The organism is Dictyobacter arantiisoli (genome assembly GCF_008326305.1).
Lineage (GTDB): Bacteria > Chloroflexota > Ktedonobacteria > Ktedonobacterales > Ktedonobacteraceae > Dictyobacter > Dictyobacter arantiisoli.
This window is the reverse complement of the sequence record NZ_BIXY01000006.1, coordinates 81,322-101,478: the sequence shown is the minus strand read 5'-3', so window position 1 is coordinate 101,478 and position 20,157 is coordinate 81,322. Positions and strand designations below refer to the sequence as shown.

The window sequence follows — 20,157 nt, the reverse complement described above, 5'->3', positions numbered from 1 at the left end:
TTTTATGCTTCAATAGGTGTCATGCGTTGAAAGTATGGTACCAACCGATCTTCGTATGTATTTATCAGGTAGTGAGCAAGAGTAGAGACGGTTGGGTAATCAAAGAAGATGGTGGGACTTAATTCAAGTTGATACTCATGATTGAGTTTATCACGTAAGGTCGCCAGTGTTAGCTGATCGAAGCCATACTCCTTGAGTTCCATATGAATATCGATATGCTCAAGATCCACGATTAGTAATCCGGATATTGTGCGCATCAATGCGTTTTGTAACCATTGCTGTAGCTCCTGCTGTTTGATGGCTGGTGTTGGTCCTTCTGAAGCCACTGCAAGCTGTAGCGGCTTGATTGTGTTTTTGAGACGTTGTTGCAAATTACGTATTGTTGAGGTAAATGCCTCTGAAGATGGTGTCACTGTTTCAGTTATATGTGTAGATTGATCTGGTTGAGATTCGTTGTATAGTGGTTGGCCTGTAAAATCGATACCGATGGCACCATTGGCTGGATTATGTATATTCATCGTTGGTATCCAGTAGCGTTCCCTGGCAAATGGATAGCCAGGCAGGCTAATGCGCTGTGGTTTAACTGCATAGAGTTTGTTCCAATCGAGTGCCAGGCCGTTGACCCACACCTGTAGGATTTTGTCATATTTGCCTTTTTGAATCCATTTCTCAATAGCATCGCGCAGTTCTTCATCAGTAGCAAAGAGCGAGAATGTTTCGTGATTGCGTCTGGCCTGTCCCTGGTACCACGGTCCAGTTGAATCTGTTCCGGCGACATATTTTTGCAATTGCTCCTTAAGCTCAGCGAGAGTGTGTACCAGAAAGGCGAGACGTGCGTCCATGGCTTCTCTGCCCACCTGCAAGGTGTAAGCAATGTTGGTGATATCGTTTTGTGAGAAGGGTTGCTCGCTGATGGTTGCCAATAAACGTTGGGCTTGTTCTTTCAGGCGCGTCGTGTTTTTCGCTGATAGAACAATCAAGGCAGGTGATTGTGGTTGTTCGATAGATTGGGCAGGGGACATTTCTGGGACATATTCTTCGATGATAATGTGAGCATTAGAGCCACCTGCTCCGAAGGCTGAAATGCCTGCCCTGCGAGGATATTCTTGACTGATCGTATTTGTTTGAATGGTGGGACGGTGCCATGGCGTGAGCTGTTGTTGAACCGTAAAGGGCGTCTGACTAAAGTCGATATTAGGATTAAGCTCTTCAGTATGCAGAGAAGGCACAAGCTGGCGATGCTTCATCTGAAGCAAGACCTTGGTTACTCCAGCAATGCCTGCTGCGCTTTCACAGTGCCCGATGTTCGATTTGACAGATCCAATCGCACAGAATTGTCGCTCTTGCGTCTGGGCCTGAAATGTTTTGGTCAGACCTGCGATCTCGATTGGATCACCCAGGAATGTGCCCGTGCCGTGAGCTTCTATATAACTGATTGTGCGTGGATCGATCTGCGCTTCGGTGAGTGCACGATTGATAACGCTGGCCTGCGCATTTGGATTAGGCACCGTATAGCCATTGGTTTTGCCACCGTGGTTGACCGCCGTACCTTTGATAATGCCATAGATATGATCCCCATCAGCCCGGGCTGCCGCGAGTGGTTTGAGGAGAATTGCGCCGACGCCTTCACCTGGCACATAGCCATCTCCACCAGCTCCAAAACTCTCGCAGCGACCCTTACTTGAGACAAATTTGCCCTGTGCGAGATTAAGGTACTTATTAGGATGGAGCGAGACATTTACTCCACCTGCCAGAGCCAGCGTGCATTCCCCACGTAGCAGAGCACCGCAGGCGAGATGGATTGCGGTTAGCGATGAAGAGCACATCGTATCGATTGCCACGCTTGGCCCGGAGAAATTACAGAAATAGGAAACGCGATTGGCGATAGTAGAAGGACTACCAGGAATAGCAATTGAGCGACCCCGCACCTGCTCTTGTGCTCCATATAATTGGTATTCCTCATACATCACTCCGACGTAGACTCCCACGTTACTGCCCATGCCCTGTTGCTGGCGGCGAGCGACCGCATCACGTGTGTAGCCAGCATCTTCCAGTGTGGCATAGGCACATTGTAAGAAGAGTCGCTCCTGTGGATCCATAATCTCTGCCTCGCGCGGAGAAATATTAAAGAAGAGCGGATCAAACTGATCGATGCCCTCGATGAAGCCTCCCCATTTGCTGTAGGTTTTGCCTGCTTTATTTTTATCTTCATCATAGTAGAGATGATAATCCCAGCGCTCCCTGGGGATCTCTGTGATGCAATCCTTTCCTTCGGCAAGGTTGTGCCAGAATTGTTGTAGATCCTGCGCCTGTGGATAGCGCCCGGCCACACCGATGATTGCGATATCCAGAGCCAGTTGCTCCTTTTGAGGTTTGATCTGTGAGGCAACTGGCTGTGTGCTAAAACGCGTGTGCTCGGCTAGAGCAGGTGCTTTCGTGGCTCTGTTTGCTGGTTGTGTTGCAGGAGAACTCTCCGACGCTGATGCTCCTATAAGCTGTTTGAGACGTTCCAGATGGTTGATCAGGAAGTAATCGCTGAGAGCATCCAGTGTCTGATATTCAAAGAAGAGCGTTTTTGATAGTGGCCCAAATGCTGATGCTAGCTGTCGATTCAAGTCTAGAATCATCAGTGAATCGATGCCATACTGTTCCAGTGGTGCATCAGCCTCGATTGTATGGAGTGGCAATCCGGCAACTGAAGAGAGTAATTGTCGTATATAATGCAGCGTTTTAGCGCGAAGTGAGCTGCTTGAGTCAGGGTGCGCGGTCGTCTGTTGTATAGCTGGTTCTGTTTTTTCTCCAGTGTTTGCAGAGGGAGCATCGAGCAAAGCTGATTGCAGACGTTGGCGTTCTCCCCAGAGGACCGCAACCTGATGGGCATCTAACGCCAGTGCTGTATACAAAGCATTGATGCCGCTGCTTGTTGGCATAGGGAGCAGTCCCATCTCCTTTTTAAGCATTGCTCTGGCTGACTCAGTTACATGCATACCACCTTCTTCCCAGAGTGGCCAGTTAAGCGCGAGCGTGCGTCCCTGGCGTTGACCTTGTTTGACCAATCCTGCGCGATAGTCCGCATAGGAATCCAGGAACGCATTTGCCGCAGCATAGTCACCCTGGCCAGCATTGCCTGTGATCGCTGTCAGAGAGGAGAAGAGGAGAAAGAAGTCGAGTGCCAGATCTTTACTGGCCTCATCTAGATTGATAACACCATCCACTTTAGGTGCCAGGACTTCATCCAGTTCCTGTGCGGTCTTTTTCAAGATAACGCTATCACGTAACACACCCGCGCTATGCAGGATGCCGTGCAGCCTTCCGAAGCGTCGTACAATGTCTCCAATCAGTGTGTGTACTGCTGCTGTGTCAGTGACATCGACCTGCTGATAACCGGCATGAGCAACACTGGTAGCAAGATTTTGCAATTGAGCCTGTTGGGTATCGGTCAGAGCAGAACGGCCAATAAGAAGTAGCGTTGCCTGTGGTGCCCGACGAGCAATTTCCTGTGCAAAGATAAGGCCCAGCCCACCCATACCACCAGTGATCAGATAGATACCATCCTCTTTCCATGGTAGAGGAGGAGTTGTGGTGGCAGTGGGTGCTTCACGCCAGGAGGCGATCAGACGCTGATTTTCTTGATAGCGCAGGTGACTCTGTTGTGGCAAGAGTCGATCATGTTCTAGCAGATCGAGTAATCCTGTAGCTGATATATTGCTATCTACCATAAGTAACTGAGGAATCAAGTCTGGATATTCTATTCTGGCAGTTTGTAGCAAAGCAAAGAGTCCTGAGAAGAGAGATGATGGTGGGCTGGCATACCCTACGAGTTGAACCAGGAGCGCTTGATGTGGATACTCCTGGTATACATTTTGGATTGTGTGCAGGATATGAGTAGCATAGTTATGGAAACGTTGAGCCAGATCAGGGATTTGATCATGCAGAATGAGCGTTTTTGCTTGAGGGAAACGGTTCTCAATAAGCTCAGCCGACAGGATCGCAGGCTCGCAGAGAATGAGCAGATGCTGTTCTGGAGGTGACGAGAATACTGTAGAGGTTGTAGTCAGAGGGGCCGGTTGCCATTCAGGCAGCAATAGAAGGGTAGCTGGGTCTGCTTGTTGTGGATGTGATGTGTTTGTCTGCATGCGTGTCGTGTAACCACGCAGGCGGGCACAGAGCGTACCAGCCTCGTCGAACAGATCGAGGTCTAATTGTAGCTCTTGATCTGTGGTGCTGTCAGGGGCGCGGCGAATAAATGCCCAGAGCGAAGATGACCATTGATGAAGTATCTCAATCTCATGTAAGGCAAAGGGCAGGGCTGGTGCCATTGGCTGATCAGATTGATTTGGATCAATTTGTAGGACAATAGTTGCTTGAAGCGCTGCATCGAGCAGGCTGGGATGCATTACAAAGCTGAATTGACTGGCACTCATATTTTCTGGTAGTGCTAATCTGGCCAGTGCCTGGTCGGTACCCGGGGTGATGGTTTGTACTGCCTGTTGCCTCGCCCCATAGTCTATGCCGACAGCGTGAAAGGCGGCATACAATTGATCTCGACTGATCTCATCCTGATTGCAGATTGTTTGTAATTCAGGCAGAGAAAGAGATGTCTGCGCGGTCCTTTTCCGCCTGGTAGACTTTCCTTCGCAATGGATGATGCGGTCGCTTGTAGACTCAGGTGAGCCAGTATAGATAGTAAAAGTAATACTATTATCTTCTATGGGGGTCAGGCTGATGTGTACCGTGATCGGCCCTTCGTCGACAGTAATTGGTCTCCGCCAGTGAACATCTGAGAGGACAATAGATGATTGTTCTTGTTCAGTATCTGGACCCAGTGTTTGTGAGATGGCTGCATGAGCCATCTCCAGATAGGCAGCAGCAGGCAGAACCTTGTGCCCCTGGATAAGATGATCATGCAAAAAGAACTCGTTACCACTGAAGCGCGAACTGAAACGTTGTTCTGTAAAATCTGAGGTATTCTGTTGCAGTAGTGGATGAAGCCAGCCTGTTGTTTCCCCATTACTTGTGCCTGGCTTATTAGCTGGTACCCAGTACTGGTCTCTAGCAAAGGGATAAGTTGGCAGACTGATACGTGCTGGTTTGGGTTCATGGTAGAACCTGTTCCAGTCTAAGGTCAGACCTTTGGTCCAGAGATCTAGCAATGGCTCATATTCTCGCTGATGCAGGCAGTGTTCAATCATCTCTTGCAGGGCTTCTTCAGAAGAAAAGCCGTGTAGAAGTTCCTTTGCGCGTTTGATGCGTCCCTGATACAGATCCTTGCTGTCCAGACCCTGGATGTATTGTGTCAATTTTTCCGTGAGATCTGTAAGAGAGTTGGTTGTGAAGGCCAGGCGTTCTTCTAGCGCAGTACGTCCCACTTGAAGCGTGAAAGCTATACTGGTTAGATTGATAGCCTCTGGTGAGGTAGGTTGTTGAATAAAGGTCAGTAGTTGTTCTGCTTGCTCATGCAGGCGTTCTTTATTTTTCGCTGAAAGGACGATACAGACTGGTTCTGATGGCGTAGGGAGTTCCCGAGTGGGTACTATTGCTGGTCGATATTCTTCAATTACCACATGTGCGTTTACACCACCGAAACCGAATGAGCTGACCCCCGCACGACGAGGTAGTTCGTGACCATTCTGGTCTGTGAGTGCTACCCAGGGTTGTGTCTCTTGTACCAGATAGAACGGGCTACCCTTCAATTGAATATAAGGATTCACCGTCTCGCAATGCAGCGTTTTAACAAGCGTTTTATGCTTTAATTGCAAGAGGACTTTGATGACTCCAGCAATACCAGCAGCCAGTTCGGCGTGACCAATATTGGATTTGACCGAGCCCAGGCCGCAATAGGCGACTGGCATCTGAGTTTGAGTGTTGGCTCGATAGAGTTCTTTGAATGCGGCTTTAAGTCCATTGATCTCAATCGGATCGCCTAATTCAGTTCCCGTGCCATGCGTCTCAATATAGGTAACAGTGCCAGGATCTATCCCTGCTCTGGTATAGGCCGAGACCAACACATCTGCCTCTGCTTTAGGATTAGGGGCGGTCAATGTACTGGCTCGTCCGCCGTGATTTTCTGCTGCACTGCGTAATAAGCCATAGATATGGTTGCCGTCGCGTTCAGCAGCACTCAGCTTTTTCAGGACAAGCATCCCTACCCCTTCACTGCGTACATAACCATCAGCTTGCGCGGAGAATGTCTTGCAACGGCCATCTGGAGCCAGCATACCAGCTTTACTAAAGCTGATATGACCGTCCGGAGTAACGATGGTGTTCACACCTCCAACAATGGCCATCTCACAACTGCCATTGGCCATCGCATCCATTGCATGATGAATGGCGACCAGAGAACTGGAACAGGCAGTCTCAACAGGCTCACTGGGCCCATGAATGTTCAAGAAGAAACTCATACGGTTGGGGCCTATGGAAGGAACAAAGCTCGTGGATGAATAGTTATCTGTAGGAAGATAAGCCTGAGCCAGCAATCCACTATAACCGCTGACTGACGTTCCCACAAAAATCCCGGTTTGACTTCCGGCCAGGCTGGAGGCCGCGATGCCTGCGTCTTCGATGGCTTTCCAGGCATAGGTCATTAGCAGGCGTTGCTGGGGATCCATCAACTCTGCTTCGCGGGGCGAAATGCCAAAGAAGAGCGGATCGAACTCAGCCACGCCATCAATGAAACCGCCCCATTTGATGTTGGTTTTGTTAGCTTCACGAGCAGGGTCGCCGTATAGAGCCTGCCAATCCCAGCGTGAGGGAGGAATTTCACTGATACAGTCCTTCCCTTCTCGCAAATTCTGCCAGTACATATCCAGATCTTTCGCCATTGGAAATGAACCACTCATTCCAACAATCGCAATAGCTTCGTGATCAGGAGATTCCTCCACCACAGTCTGTCTGATCGCATCAGATGCCGATAGATCTGGTGCGCTTCGTTCTGGTTCAATCTTTATTGCCGGTTCAGTACTGGCTGCTGTGGACTGCCTGGTGCTAACTGCTGTGAGCAAGGTTTCGTAATAATTATCCATCAGGTAGGCCGTCAGGCTATGGAGCGTTGTATATTCGAAGAGGACAGGAGGCGTTAAATCAAGCTGCAATATTTTATTAAGCTCGTCGGTGAATTGAACAAAGGTGATGGAGTCAAAGCCATAGTCACCCAGTTCAGCTTGAGGATCTATATCCTCATCAGATACCTTAAATAGCATGGAAAGGGTTTGAATTAAGATTACTTGCACCTGTTCCTGAAGGTCTTTTGTCTCAGTATGAGAGATCAGTGCATAGGTATTGGTGTCTTGCTTGCGAGCAAGAGGAGCTGTTGGCAACTCCTGACCTGCCTGATTTAAAGCAGCGTCAAGATGAGTTTTTTTGGACTCAGAAGCAACCGGTTCAGAAGTCGTACTCTTCACCATGTCAGATGTTTTAGGTACAGTCAGCCAATAGTGTTCGCGGGCAAAGGGATAGGTTGGCAGGCTGATGCGCCGCGGTCGCGAGAAGGTTGGACTGTACAGCCTGTTCCAGTCGAGGTGTTGGCCTTGTACCCACCATTGTAAAAGTTGTGCATAATTTTTGGTCTGTATCCAGGTCCCGATAGTTTGATCTTGTTCTGCGAGGGAAACAAACTGCGCGGCAGCCTCTTTCGCGTGTTTACTCTGTCCTCGATAAAGATTGGGAACCTTATCCTGTCCTTCAAGCCATGCGTCTAATCCGGTCTGGATATCGGATAGGGTGGTTACCTGTAAGGCCAGACGTTCTTCCAGCGCTTCTCGTCCCACTTGCAGGGTATAGGCAATCGCCGGTAGGTCGCTTTGCGTATAGCGGTGTTCTTGCAGGAAGGAGAGCAACTGTTGTGCTATCTCACGCAATTGCAGCTCGGTTTTTGCCGAGAGTACCAGTAGTGCCGGTTGTTGTGGTGAGATAATCATTGGGTTTGTGGGCTGGTTGGAGATATATTCTTCAACGATCAGGTGTGCATTTGCTCCGCCGGCCCCGAAAGAAGAGAGCCCTGCCCGACGTGGAACATGTTGAAACTTGCCATCAAGTTCTAGATAGGGCTGCGTCCAGGGTGCCGTCTCCTTTTGGAGCACAAAGGGTGTTGTTTTGAAGTTGATATGGTGGTTGGGGGCATGCGCATGTAAAGATGGTACCAATTGTTGGTGTTTGAACTGTAGCAGAATCTTGGTCAGACCTGCCATACCTGAGGCGCTCTCCGCATGACCAATATTCGATTTGACCGAGCCGAGTGAGCAGTACTGGGTGTCTGTAGTTTGTTCAGCATAGGCCCGGCTCAAGCCAGCAATTTCAATTGCATCTCCCAGCGCTGTACCGGAACCGTGTGCCTCCAGATAGCTAATGCTACGAGCCGGAACATTGGCGCGTTGTAGTGCCTTAGCGATCACTTGAGCCTCAGCCTGTGGACTAGGAACGGTATAGCCATGAGTTTTCCCACTATGACTGATCGCCGTTGCCTTAATCAGGCCATAGATATGGTCCCCATCCGCGAGTGCGCTTGTTAGCGGTTTCAAGAGGATCGCACCAACACCCTCACTATCCACAAATCCATCTGCCTCTTCCCCAAAGGAGCGGCACTGCTCACTGGCTGAAAGCATACCAGCCTCGGAGAGACGCAGATAATGGACAGGATCTACAATCAGATTTACCCCACCAACAAGCGCACAGGCGCAATCCCCATTGCGTAAACTCTCGCACGCAAGATGGATAGCCGTCAATGAAGCAGAGCAAGCAGAATCAACAGCGATACTTGGACCGTGAAAGTTGAGTAGATAGGAAATGCGATTGGCGATAGACCAGTAGCGCGCTCCGCTGGGATAGTTGCTATTCATCACGCCCACAAAAATGCCTACTTGCTGCTGTGTATCCAGTTGTTCTGGCGTATAACCTGCATCCTGAATGCAGGCATAGGCAGCTTCCAGAAAGAGGCGTTCCTGTGGATCCATTAAGCGCGCTTCTTGTGGCGAGAGCCCGAAGAATGTAGGATCGAAGGTGTCGATCTCCGAGAGGAAACCACCCCAACGCGTGTAATGAGAACCTGATTTTCCTCGGGTTGGTTCGAAGTAGTCTTGCCACTTCCAGCGCTCAGCAGGAATCTCACTGATCGCGCTCCGTCCCGCCAGCAGATTCTGCCAGAACGTATCCAGATCAGGAGCGCCTGGATAGCGACCAGCCAGCCCGACGATGGCGATGGGTTCATTCGCATTGGTGGTATCAGGTGCAGGCTGAGATGCAGCAGGGACAGGCTGGTTTAAAAAGCGTTTTGTCGGCGTCATTGTTGCGGGTGATCGGGTTGGATGTACAGCAGGTGTGACCGGGGATGGTGTAGACGGTGTGGATATGCTCAACTGCCGTAATGCCTCATGCTCAACCTGCAGGAAGTGATCGACCAGGGCACTGACAGTTGTATATTCAAAGAACACTGTACTGCTGATCGAGGGGATGACGCGGCGTAGTCTCTCTGTCAATTGAACGACCAGAATCGAGTCCAGGCCATAGTTTGCCAGTGGGGCATCTTCGTCGATCGTCGATACTGGCAGCTTTAAGACCTCTGCGACTGCGGTTTTGAAATATGCAGTGCTCTGCTGACGCAACTCCTCTTCTGAGCCGATGTGGGTTATGATCGGCATTGGTGAGGGTTGTACTGGTTGTGGTGCTGTATGAGCATCCAGGGCCTGTGCAGGTAATTGACGTTGGCGAATCACTCCATTGCTCTCTGCTACAAGCACCTGTTGACTGACGTCCGGTAGGCCCCTGGTTACTGCATATATATTATCAAATCCTTCGCTGTAGAGTACCTCTTTCCAGCCCTCTAAGGTTAATGTCGGGCTTCCTGACATACGCAGTTCTGGATCTTCGTAGCGCCACCAGCCCTCAAGCAGGCCAAAGGTAAGGTGCAGAAAGAGGCTCTTCTGACTAAGTTCGTTAAGTAGAAGAAGACCGTTTCCCTGAAGGAGAGATTTGGCATGGCGTACCGTCTGGCGCATATTGTGGGTTGCATGTAGCACATTAGCCGCGATGACCAGATCATACGTTCCCAAAGCCATTCCTTGCTCAGCTGGAGATGCTTCAATATCAAAGAGTTGATAGGTCAGGTAAGGGTATTGTGGGCCATATGCCTGCTCTGCATGCCATAGAAATGCCTGTGAGATATCAGTATAACAATATTCCTGGATATAGGATTGGTAGGGGCGTAGCTTCTCGAAGATAAGTGCACTACTACCACCAGTACCGGCACCAATTTCCAGAATACGCAGGCGTGTCTGCCCATTCTGTTCAATTCGTGTAGTGAGATAAGCCAGCACAGCCTCAGCCAGGAGCTTATTAAAGAAATCGGCGAGCTGATTATGTTTATAGAGACTTTCAACCAGATGCATCGATGAATGTGGAAAAAGCACATCGGTTGCAGGAATATGACCATTGAGAATGTCTGGCAACGCGCGCAGCGCTGTTTCCACCAGGGTTATTTGAGCTTGCAAGCCCAGATCCTTCGACCAGAGAGCTTTTTGTTCCTCCCATTCCTGCCAGACCGACTGGCTATCAACGGTGATTGGATCAGTAATGGTAGCGGTCTGCCTGTTGTAGTGAAGATGCTGCTTCTGAGCAAGTTGCTCTATCGTTTCAGAGAGCCAGCGATCGTAGAGTAAAGGAAAACCCGGACGGGTCTTCAGGCTTTCCAGCGTAACTGGTGTGTTGGAGAACCAGCCTGTGGTTTGCAACTGGGCCATGAGCAGACGCCCGAGCAGCGTATCCAGACGCTGTGCGGGAGGGGTTAGATCGCGCTGGAGTTGCGCAAATGATTGACTTAGATCAGGCAGGCGTGCTGGTAGATACTTGATCAGAGACATTTGTGTTGTGGATACCGTCGTAAGCTGATCATTCCAATCTATCGTGGCGGTCGCCTGTGGCTGTGTTGCCTTTAGATGAACATATTGATTGATTGGAGAGGACAGTAACTCTTCCAATACCATCATTGCCTCTGCTGGCTCAATCGAGCCAAGCCCTGCTTGTGCCATGCGCTCGCGATATTCCTGTGTCGAGACGATCCCGATACTGCCCCAGTAGCCCCAATTGATAACCTTTACCGCTGTATGGGACCAATCCTGGCGTAGACATTCTGTGAATGCCTGCACGAAGGTACAGCCAGCCGCATAATTACTCTGACCAGCCAGTCTGGCAAAGGCATTGAATGAGGAGAAAAAGAGCACAAAATCCAGATGTTCCTGCTGAAAAACCTGAGCCAGGCGCACACTCACATCCACCTTGGCCGTGAGTACTGTACGGAAGCTCTCTTCATCCATCTTTTGCAGGCTCTGATCATGCAATGTTATTGCTGCGTGGATAACTCCATGGATCTGTCCATAGCGTTCCTTAATCTGCTTGTATGCACGTGTGAGTGCTTGCTCATCGCTGGCATCAGCAGTGATATACTCTGGAGCTGGTCCCAGTTGTGCCAGATACTGCAAGCGTTCTTGAATAATGGTAGTCTTGTTGCGGCGTCCGATCCAGATGACCTGCGCTTGATAATGACGGAGCATATAGTCTGTCCATGCTGTGCCGATGCCGCCTGCGCCACCGATTACTACATAGACACCACCTGTTCGATAGGCATGAATGTTATCTGTAGCTGATGCCGTAGCCAGAGGCATCAGCCGTTGCCGATACCACTGTTGGTGATGATAGAGCCAGCCATTGCCCTGTGGATCCGCAGGCAGTCTCCACAATTGATCGAATGGCCAGTTTGCTCCTGCAGGCAAATCTACCAGGCGTAGTTGCCAGTGAGGATACTCCTTTGCCAGTGAACCTAGCAAGCCATAGAGCGCTGCATGGGTGGGCATGATTTTATCTGTGATAGATGGACTATATGTTTGTTGGGTGAGCACGGTCCAGCCCAGCGCTTTGGTGGCATAGCCTGTTTGCAAAAGAGCCTTGATGAAGCGGAAACAGTGCATGACGCCAGTATTCTGGGTTGTGATGAGCTCATTACTGTCTGGATCGCTGTGGGATCTCTCAGGGGCAACCCAGAAAATATGCTCAAAGTGAGGCATTTCCAAAAGATAGGCACTCAGATCTTCAATTGAAGCATCTGCTTCAATTGGGAGTATCCTGGCATTGGGATGGAAATTTTTGAGCGTTTGCTGTTGTTCTGGTGTTACGCCAATGAGTGCTACATGAGCAGACTGAAGAGGCCATACAGGACCTTGCTCTAGCGGCTGAGCATCCCATATGGGAGTAAGCTTAATGGTTCCCGTATGTGGTAATGATGGGGCAGCCTCTAAATGGGGAGTGGCCGATGATAGTGATGGGCGCAGTGTCAGACCACGTAAACCAATGCATATCTGGCCCTGTTCATCGCATAATTCAAGGTCGAATTGATGGCTGGCTAATTGAGCCTGCCGAGCACGAATCCAGGCCCATCCTTGTACAGGTGTTGGGGTAAAGATCTCCAATTCCTGCAATTCAAAGGGCAAATATGCCTCTGCTCCTGTCTGTGTCTGTGTCTGTTGCGCCAGGCTAAGCGCTGCCTGAAAGGCTGAATCTAGAAAACTGGGATGCAGCGTATACTGCCTGGCGTTTTCAAGCACGCTGGCTGGTAATGCCAGGCGAGCCAGCGCCTGCCCATCTCCCACTGTGACCTGTTTTAGTGCCTGTAATGTTGGTCCATATGCTATGCCCAGATTGCTGAATTGCTCGTAATATTGTTGTGCGCTGAGCGACGAGTGTTGACATTGCTGTTGCTGTCTGCTGATATCCAGAGGAGAAGGCAGCTGTGTCACATCAAGGATGGTTGCGTTACCCTGGCAAAAAATGGTAGGTTCAGTGTTCTGATCAGTAATTTTGAACGCAACGAGAGTATTTTCGAGCAGTTCTAGTTCAATCTGGAGTGATATAGCTTGCTCACCAACTGAGATTGGGCGTAGCCATACGATTTGACTCAAGCGCAGGGGGGCATGGTGCGGAAGTTGTAGCGCTTCTGTGATGGCGGCATAAGCCATTTCAAGATAGGCCACAGCTGGTAGGATACGTTGTTGTTGAACGATGTGATCGCGCAGGAAAAATTCCTGCCCTGTCAGTGTTGTGCGGAAACGCTGACCAAAGAAATCTGAGATGTTCTGTTGAACCAGAGGATGGATAACCGGCGCAAGCTGCCCGGTCGTCTGTGCTTTTGGTGCAGGTAACTGGCTGGCGGGTGGTGAGACCCAGTAGTGTTCGCGGGCAAAGGGATAGGTTGGCAGGCTGATGCGCGCAGGACGTTGTGGTCCATATAACTGGTTCCAATCCAGTTTCAGACCTCGGACCCACCACTCTAACAATTTTCCGTATTGCCGGCGTTGCAGCCATTTTTTTACCGTTTCCTGCATAGCTTCTTGTAGATCATCATCGCTGCTCAAGAGCGAGGCTGCATCTTTATGGTTCTTGACCTGTCCTCTATAGAGCGCAAATTGTGTCTGCTGACCCTGAAGCCAGTTATGCAATTCAGTCTGCAATTCAGGAAGTGAATGTACCAGGAGTGCCAACCGCTCTTCCATGGCCTCTCGACCCACCTGGAGGGTATAAGCAATCTCCGCGAGCCGAGAGAAGGAATGTGTCTCTTCCTCTTCCTCAAGATAGGTCAACAGTTGATGGGCGTACTCCTTCAGACGGGGTTCATCCCTGGCGGAGAGCACTATGAGTGCCGGGTTCTCTGGTGCCGTTGTTGTTAGCTTTGCTCGTACGGGAGGGCGATATTCCTCAATGACCACGTGAGCATTTACGCCACCAAAGCCGAATGAACTCACGCCAGCGCGCCTTGGAAGTTCGTTGCCCTGCTCATCTTTCAGCGCTTTCCAGGGAAGCTTCTCGCGGACCAGATAGAAAGGGCTCCCATCCAACTGAATATAAGGATTCACCTGTTCGCAGTGCAGACTTTTCACCAGTGTCTGGTGTTTCATCTGTAGCAGAACTTTAATGACCCCGGCCACACCGGCGGCCAGCTCTAAATGTCCAATATTACTCTTAACCGATCCCAGTCCGCAGTGTACATCTGTGATCTCTGAGCTTCCGGTAGCTTGATAGAGTTTCTTGAACGCGCTTTTAAGTCCATTGATCTCAATGGGATCTCCAAGGGGGGTCCCTGTTCCATGTGCTTCGATATAGCCAATGGTACGTGGGTCGATGCCCGCTCTGGTATATGCTGAGATTAGGAGTTCCGCTTGAGCCTCAGGGTTAGGTGCGGTTAGTGAATTAGCATGACCTCCATGGTTCATCGCTGTTGAGCGAATGATACCATAGATGTGATCTCCATCCGCTTCAGCATCCTTTACTTTTTTCAGCAAGAGCATGCCAACACCCTCCCCTCGGACATATCCGTTGGCCAGGGCTGAAAAAGGCTTGCAATGCCCATCTGCGCAGAGCATTCCTGCTTTACTCAGACTAATATGCAAATCGGGCACCACAATCGTGTTGATACCGCCAGCAACTGCCATCGTGCAATCCCCACGCTCAATCGCTCCTACGGCATGGTGGATAGCTACCAATGAACTTGAGCAGGCAGTTTCGATCGCCTCACTGGGGCCGTGCCAGTTAAGAAAGTAGCTCATTCGGCTGGGTCCCATTGATGGTATAAGTGCTGTAGAGGAGTAGCCCTCAATGCCTCGATTTGCCTGTGTGATCAGTTCATAGTAGCCACTGCTTCCGGTCCCAACAAACAGCCCCGTGTCGCTACCAGCCAGATGTTGCGCTGTATAACCGGCATCTTCTAGCATTTTCCAGACATATGTCATCAACAAGCGTTGTTGTGGGTCCATCAGCTCGGCTTCCTGTGGAGAGATCTTGAAGAAGAGCGGATCAAACTCATCAATACCATCGATAATACCGGCCTGCGTGACATTGGTTTTATTGGTTTCCTGCACAGGATTACCGTAGTAGTCCCGCCAATCCCAACGCGAGCGTGGAATCTCACTGATGCAATCCTTCCCCTCTAGTAGATTGTGCCAGTAAGCGTTTAGATCACCGGCCTGAGGGAAGGTGCCGCTGATACCGACAATCGCAATGGCTTCGGCTAGTGGTTTTGTAACTGATGGTTCATTTAATTGAGAGAGTGGCAGCTCCCCTCTACGAGTCAGCCGTCCTTTTGCTCTTTTGCGGACATGGGGGGCCGGCGATGTGCTGATTTCATGATCCTCTTTTGCCGCATGATTACTACTGTTTTCTTTCTGATCCAGGCCATCATATTGTTGACGTGCTGATGTAGGGATGGAAGAGCCAAGCTTCGCGCTCATGGCTGCTTGATGGTGTTCAAGCAAATATTTTGTCAGGTGATGCAGAGTAGGGCATTCAAAGAAGATTGTTGGTGTCAGGTAGAGATCGAAATCATGATTCAATGCGTTCGCAAATTGCGTCAAGGCAATCGAATCAAAACCGTAGTCACTCAATTCAGCATGAATATCTAGCTCCTGGGCACTGACCTTGAAGAGCTTGCTAACCATCTGGATAAGTGCATGTTGTAACCTGTCCGTAAGATCGTTTGCCTCTGGTATCTCATCCTGGTGCGTCTGGATTGTAGAGGGAACTTCTGGCTGTGTGGCTGGTGGGATTGATGCCATTGGCACAGTATCCGGTGCTAACAAAGTGCTTAAGTGTGCTTTGATTTGTTCTGCATATCCCTCAATGACCAGAGCCTGGGTATTATCCATTTGCAGGCTGTGATAGAAAGCTTGCATACCTGAGGCTGTGTGTAGTGGTAGCATTCCCATAGTACGTAAGAGTAGTCGTCTGGTAGTTTCAGTTACCTGCATGCCGCCTTCTTCCCAGAGCGGCCAGTTGAGCGAGAGGGTCCGTCCCTGACGTTGTCCTTGCGCGACCAAATCGGTGCGGTAACTTGCATATGCATCCATGAAGGCATTCGCTGTAGCATAATCGCTCTGACCTGCATTACCCAATACAGCGGCCAGTGAAGAGAAGAGAACAAAGAAATCAAGTTGAAGCTCTTTGCTGGCTTCATCCAGATTAATGACACCATCAACTTTAGGCGCCAGCACCTCATGTAACTCCTGTGTCGTTTTCTTGAGCACAAAACTATCGCGTAACACGCCAGCGCTATGCAGAATACCGTGTAATCCTCCGTAACGCTGGACGATATTCTGTACCAGTGTGTGTATATTTTGCGTATTCGCAACATCAACTTGCTGATAATCGATATGCGCTCCACCGATTGCCAGACTTTGCAATTGAGCCTGTTGCGTGTCGGTCAGAGCAGAGCGACCCAGAAGAATGAGCGTTGCCTGGGGAGCCTGACGGATGATTTCCTGCGCAAAGAGGAAGCCCAGACCACCAAGGCCACCAGTGATTAAATAGATGCCTTTCTCTCTCCATGGTAGAGGGGAACTACTCAAGGTTGATGATGCATTTCGCCAGGTAGCCAGCAGACGTTGATCTCCCTGATAGCGCAAATGATTCTGCCAGGGCTGAAGGCTGTCATGTTCCAATCTATCGAGTAGAAGCGTAGCAGCTGTATCTGTATCCATTACTATCAGTTGAGCATTGAGGGTGGGATATTCAGCCTGGGCACTTTGCAGCATAGCAAAGAGACCTGCGAAGAGAGCTGATTGTGGATCGGTATGTACCAGGAGTTGAAGCAGGAGTGGCTTGTGTGGGTGTTCCTGTAGCAGATGTTGCACTGTTGAGAGAGTGCGTTCCGCATAGCCGTGGAAACGCTGAGCCAGGTCAGAAGTCCCGTCCTGCAAGAAGAGACTTTGAGCCTGCGGAAAACGGGTTGTCACCTGAGCAGGTGAAAGCGAGGCTGTTTCGCAGAGAATGAGTAAGTGATGAATAGCATGCGCAGCATGAGTAGCGACAATCGTGGATACAGTTTGTGGTGCTGGTTGCCAGTCTCGGATAAATGTAAGGATGCTGGACTCTTGTTGTGGATTGTTTTTGGCGAGCGTAGAGGCTGGCAGTGTACGAGAGGTATAACCACGTAAACCTAGACAAAGATTACCGCTCTCATCCAGCAGATCAAGATCTATCTGTTGCAGGTTCTGAACGGATGAGCTAGTGGGTGTGAAGCGAATATGTGCCCAGAGGGTCGGTGGACATGGCTGAAGGACCTCCAGTTCGTGCAGGGCAAATGGGAGAGCCAGAGTAAGTGAAGAGGTATCTTCAGTCTCTTTTAACAGCAAAGCAAGCGTGGCTTGCAAGGAAGCATCGAGCAAACTGGGATGCAAGTCAAAACGAGATTGTTCCGCAGCCAGGCTGGCGGGTAATGTCAGCTTTGCCAGAATATAATCTTGACCTGTATAGAGATCCGTAATACTTTGTAAGGTGGGACCATAGTGTATGTCTAAGTCCGCAAAGGTTTGATAGAGCGCTGCCGGACTGATGGCGCATGGCTGTGTAGCGGCTTGTAGCGCCATCAAATCCACTGAAGTACGGTTGACTTCTTCTCGTAAGATAGCTGTTCCCTGGCTATGGATGATGATCTCGTCAGTTGATTCTGATGCTGCTGGCAGTGTATAGATTTCAAAATCGATGTTGCCATTCTCCTCAGGGGAGAGGCTGATATGCACGTCGACCGGCGTTTCATCAACGATAATGGGACGTAGCCAGACGACATTTTTAAGCGAGATTATAGTTTGTGTTGCCCCATCGTCCAGGTCTAGCGATTGCTTAAGCGCTTCGTGTGCCATCTCCAGATATGCGACTCCGGGTAGGACTTTGTGACCCTGCACGACATGGTCACGTAAAAAGAATTCATGCCCGCTAAAACGTGAGCTAAAACGCTGTTCAGAGAAGTCAGACGTATTGCGATGCAATAGTGGATGCAGCTGAGATGATGCGTTTTTTGTTGTGAGAGGTGTGAGGATATCTTTAGCTGGTCGCCAATAGGGCTTTTTTTCGAAAGGGTAGGTAGGCAGGCTGATGCGCTGAGGCTTGATCGTACCATAGAGTTTGTTCCAATCAAAAGTCAGCCCTTTTGTCCAGAAATCTAGTAGACGTTCATATTTGCGACGCTGTACCCATTGGTCGATGGTGGTTTGTAGTTCGTCATCGATAGTAAAGAGGCCCAGGGTTTCTTTATTTTGCTTCACCTGTCCTCGATAGAAATCACTGGCAGCTTGCTTATCCTCTACGAATGCTTTTAGCGTATTTTTAAGTTCTTGTATAGAGGTTACTGTAAATGCGAGCCGCTCCTCTAACGCTTCCCTGCCCACTTGAAGTGTGTAGGCCAGCGCTGCCAGGTCGTCGTCGGTAAACGTCCGGGTATCCAGAGTGGCTAATAGCTGGCGGGCCAGCGCACGTAGTCGGTCCGCTGTACGAGCAGAAAGGACAATAACCGCAGGATTCTCTGGTGTAATAGGCAGTGGTAGCAATACAGGGCTTGAGGGGATATACTCCTCGATCAGAATATGGGCGTTAGAGCCCCCGGCCCCAAATGACGAGATGCCTGCAATTCTTGGGTATTCGTGGATGCCCGCATCGTCTTTGAACTGTGGGCGTTGCCATGCGGCTAATTCCTGTTGGACAAAGAAGGGTGTGCTTGCAAGATCAATATTGGGATTGATCGTGGTGGAATGTAGCGAAGGTACCAGGAGTTTATGCTGCATTTGCAATAAGATTTTGGTAAGGCCCGCAATCCCTGCGGCGCTCTCACAGTGTCCAATATTCGACTTCACAGAACCAATCGAGCAGTATTGTTTTGTGTATGTATATGCTTGAAAAGCTCTGGTTAATCCAGCAATCTCGATGGGATCACCGAGCGCGGTACCAGTGCCATGGGCTTCAATGTAACTGACCATCTGTGGATTGATCCCAGAATCTTTCAGCGCTTGCGTAATCAGCGCGGCCTGGAGATTGGGAGTTGGTACCGTATAACCATTGGTTTTGCCACCGTGGTTGATAGCTGTACCTTTAATCACACCATAGATATGATCCTGATCAGCGATCGCCTGGTGGAGCGGTTTCAATAACACGGCTCCAACGCCTTCACCGGGCACATATCCATCGCCCCCGGCGCCAAAGCTCTCACAGCGTCCTTTGCTGGATGCGAAGTTGCCCTGACCAAGGAGCAAATACTTATTTGGATGGAGCGAAACGTTGACACCTCCTGCTAAAGCGCTCTTACACTCGCCACGCTGTAGACTTTGACAGGCCAGATGGATCGCTGTCAGGGAGGAAGAGCACATTGTATTCAATGCGACACTTGGCCCATTGAAGTTGCAGAAGTAGGACACTCTATTGGCGATCGATGATGAATTACCGCTCAATGCGATAGGCTGACCTTTGATCTGTTCCTGGGCCCCGTAAAGCTGATACTCTTCATACATCACGCCCACAAAGACTCCGACATTGTGATCCAGACTATTTCCGGTCGAGTTGTCCTGGATAGGTCGGATATAGCCAGCATCCTCAAGCGTTTCATAGGCACACTGTAAAAAGAGGCGTTCCTGAGGATCCATAATTTCAGCATCCAGCGGTGAGATGTTAAAGAAGAGAGGATCAAAGTTTTCGATGCCATCCAGGAAGCCACCCCATTTACTATACGTTTTTCCAGGAATGTTCTTTTTTTCGTCAAAATAGAGGCTATGATCCCAGCGATTTGCAGGGATCTCACGAATACAATCTTTCCCGGCAGCGAGATTTTCCCAGAATTGTTGAATATTTTCTGCCTGGGGATATTTGCCAGCCAGACCAATAATTGCGATGGCAAGAGGCGACGTTTTGCCTTGCTCCCATGTAGATGGATCAGAAGTGGCCTGTACATGGTTGATCTGTTCCTGTACCGATGATTCCTGAAAGGGAATGGCTGTTTGTCGTCGCGGGTTATCTCGTGCTATGGTTGGCTGGGTGACTGCTGGCCCCAGCGTTGCACGCAATTGCTCGTGATGAATAGTTAAAAAGTAGGTGGTAAGGTCCTGAATAGTCTGGTACTCGAAAAATAGTGTTTTAGGGAGTGGACCAAAGGTCTGTTCCAGTTCATTGGTCAATTCCATCGCCATGATAGAGTCAATACCATATTTCTCTAGAGCCACATCTATTTCGATACGTTCTGCTGGTAGTTCAATAACCTTAGAGAGCAGGCGGCGTAGATAGCGACTGGCTTTTTCTGCTAAATCCCTGTTCTCTGTGGCAGGGGCAGGTGGTAGCGTGCTCGCCAGGTTCTCAGTATGCTCATTT

Annotated in this window: 1 pseudogene; it reads right to left on the bottom strand. The window is 49.8% G+C overall.

The window, feature by feature from the left end:
- Positions 1-62 precede the first annotated feature (62 nt).
- Positions 63-20,093: pseudogene (locus tag F1593_RS03600) on the bottom strand (SDR family NAD(P)-dependent oxidoreductase); the annotation flags it as partial.
- Positions 20,094-20,157: the final 64 nt, after the last annotated feature.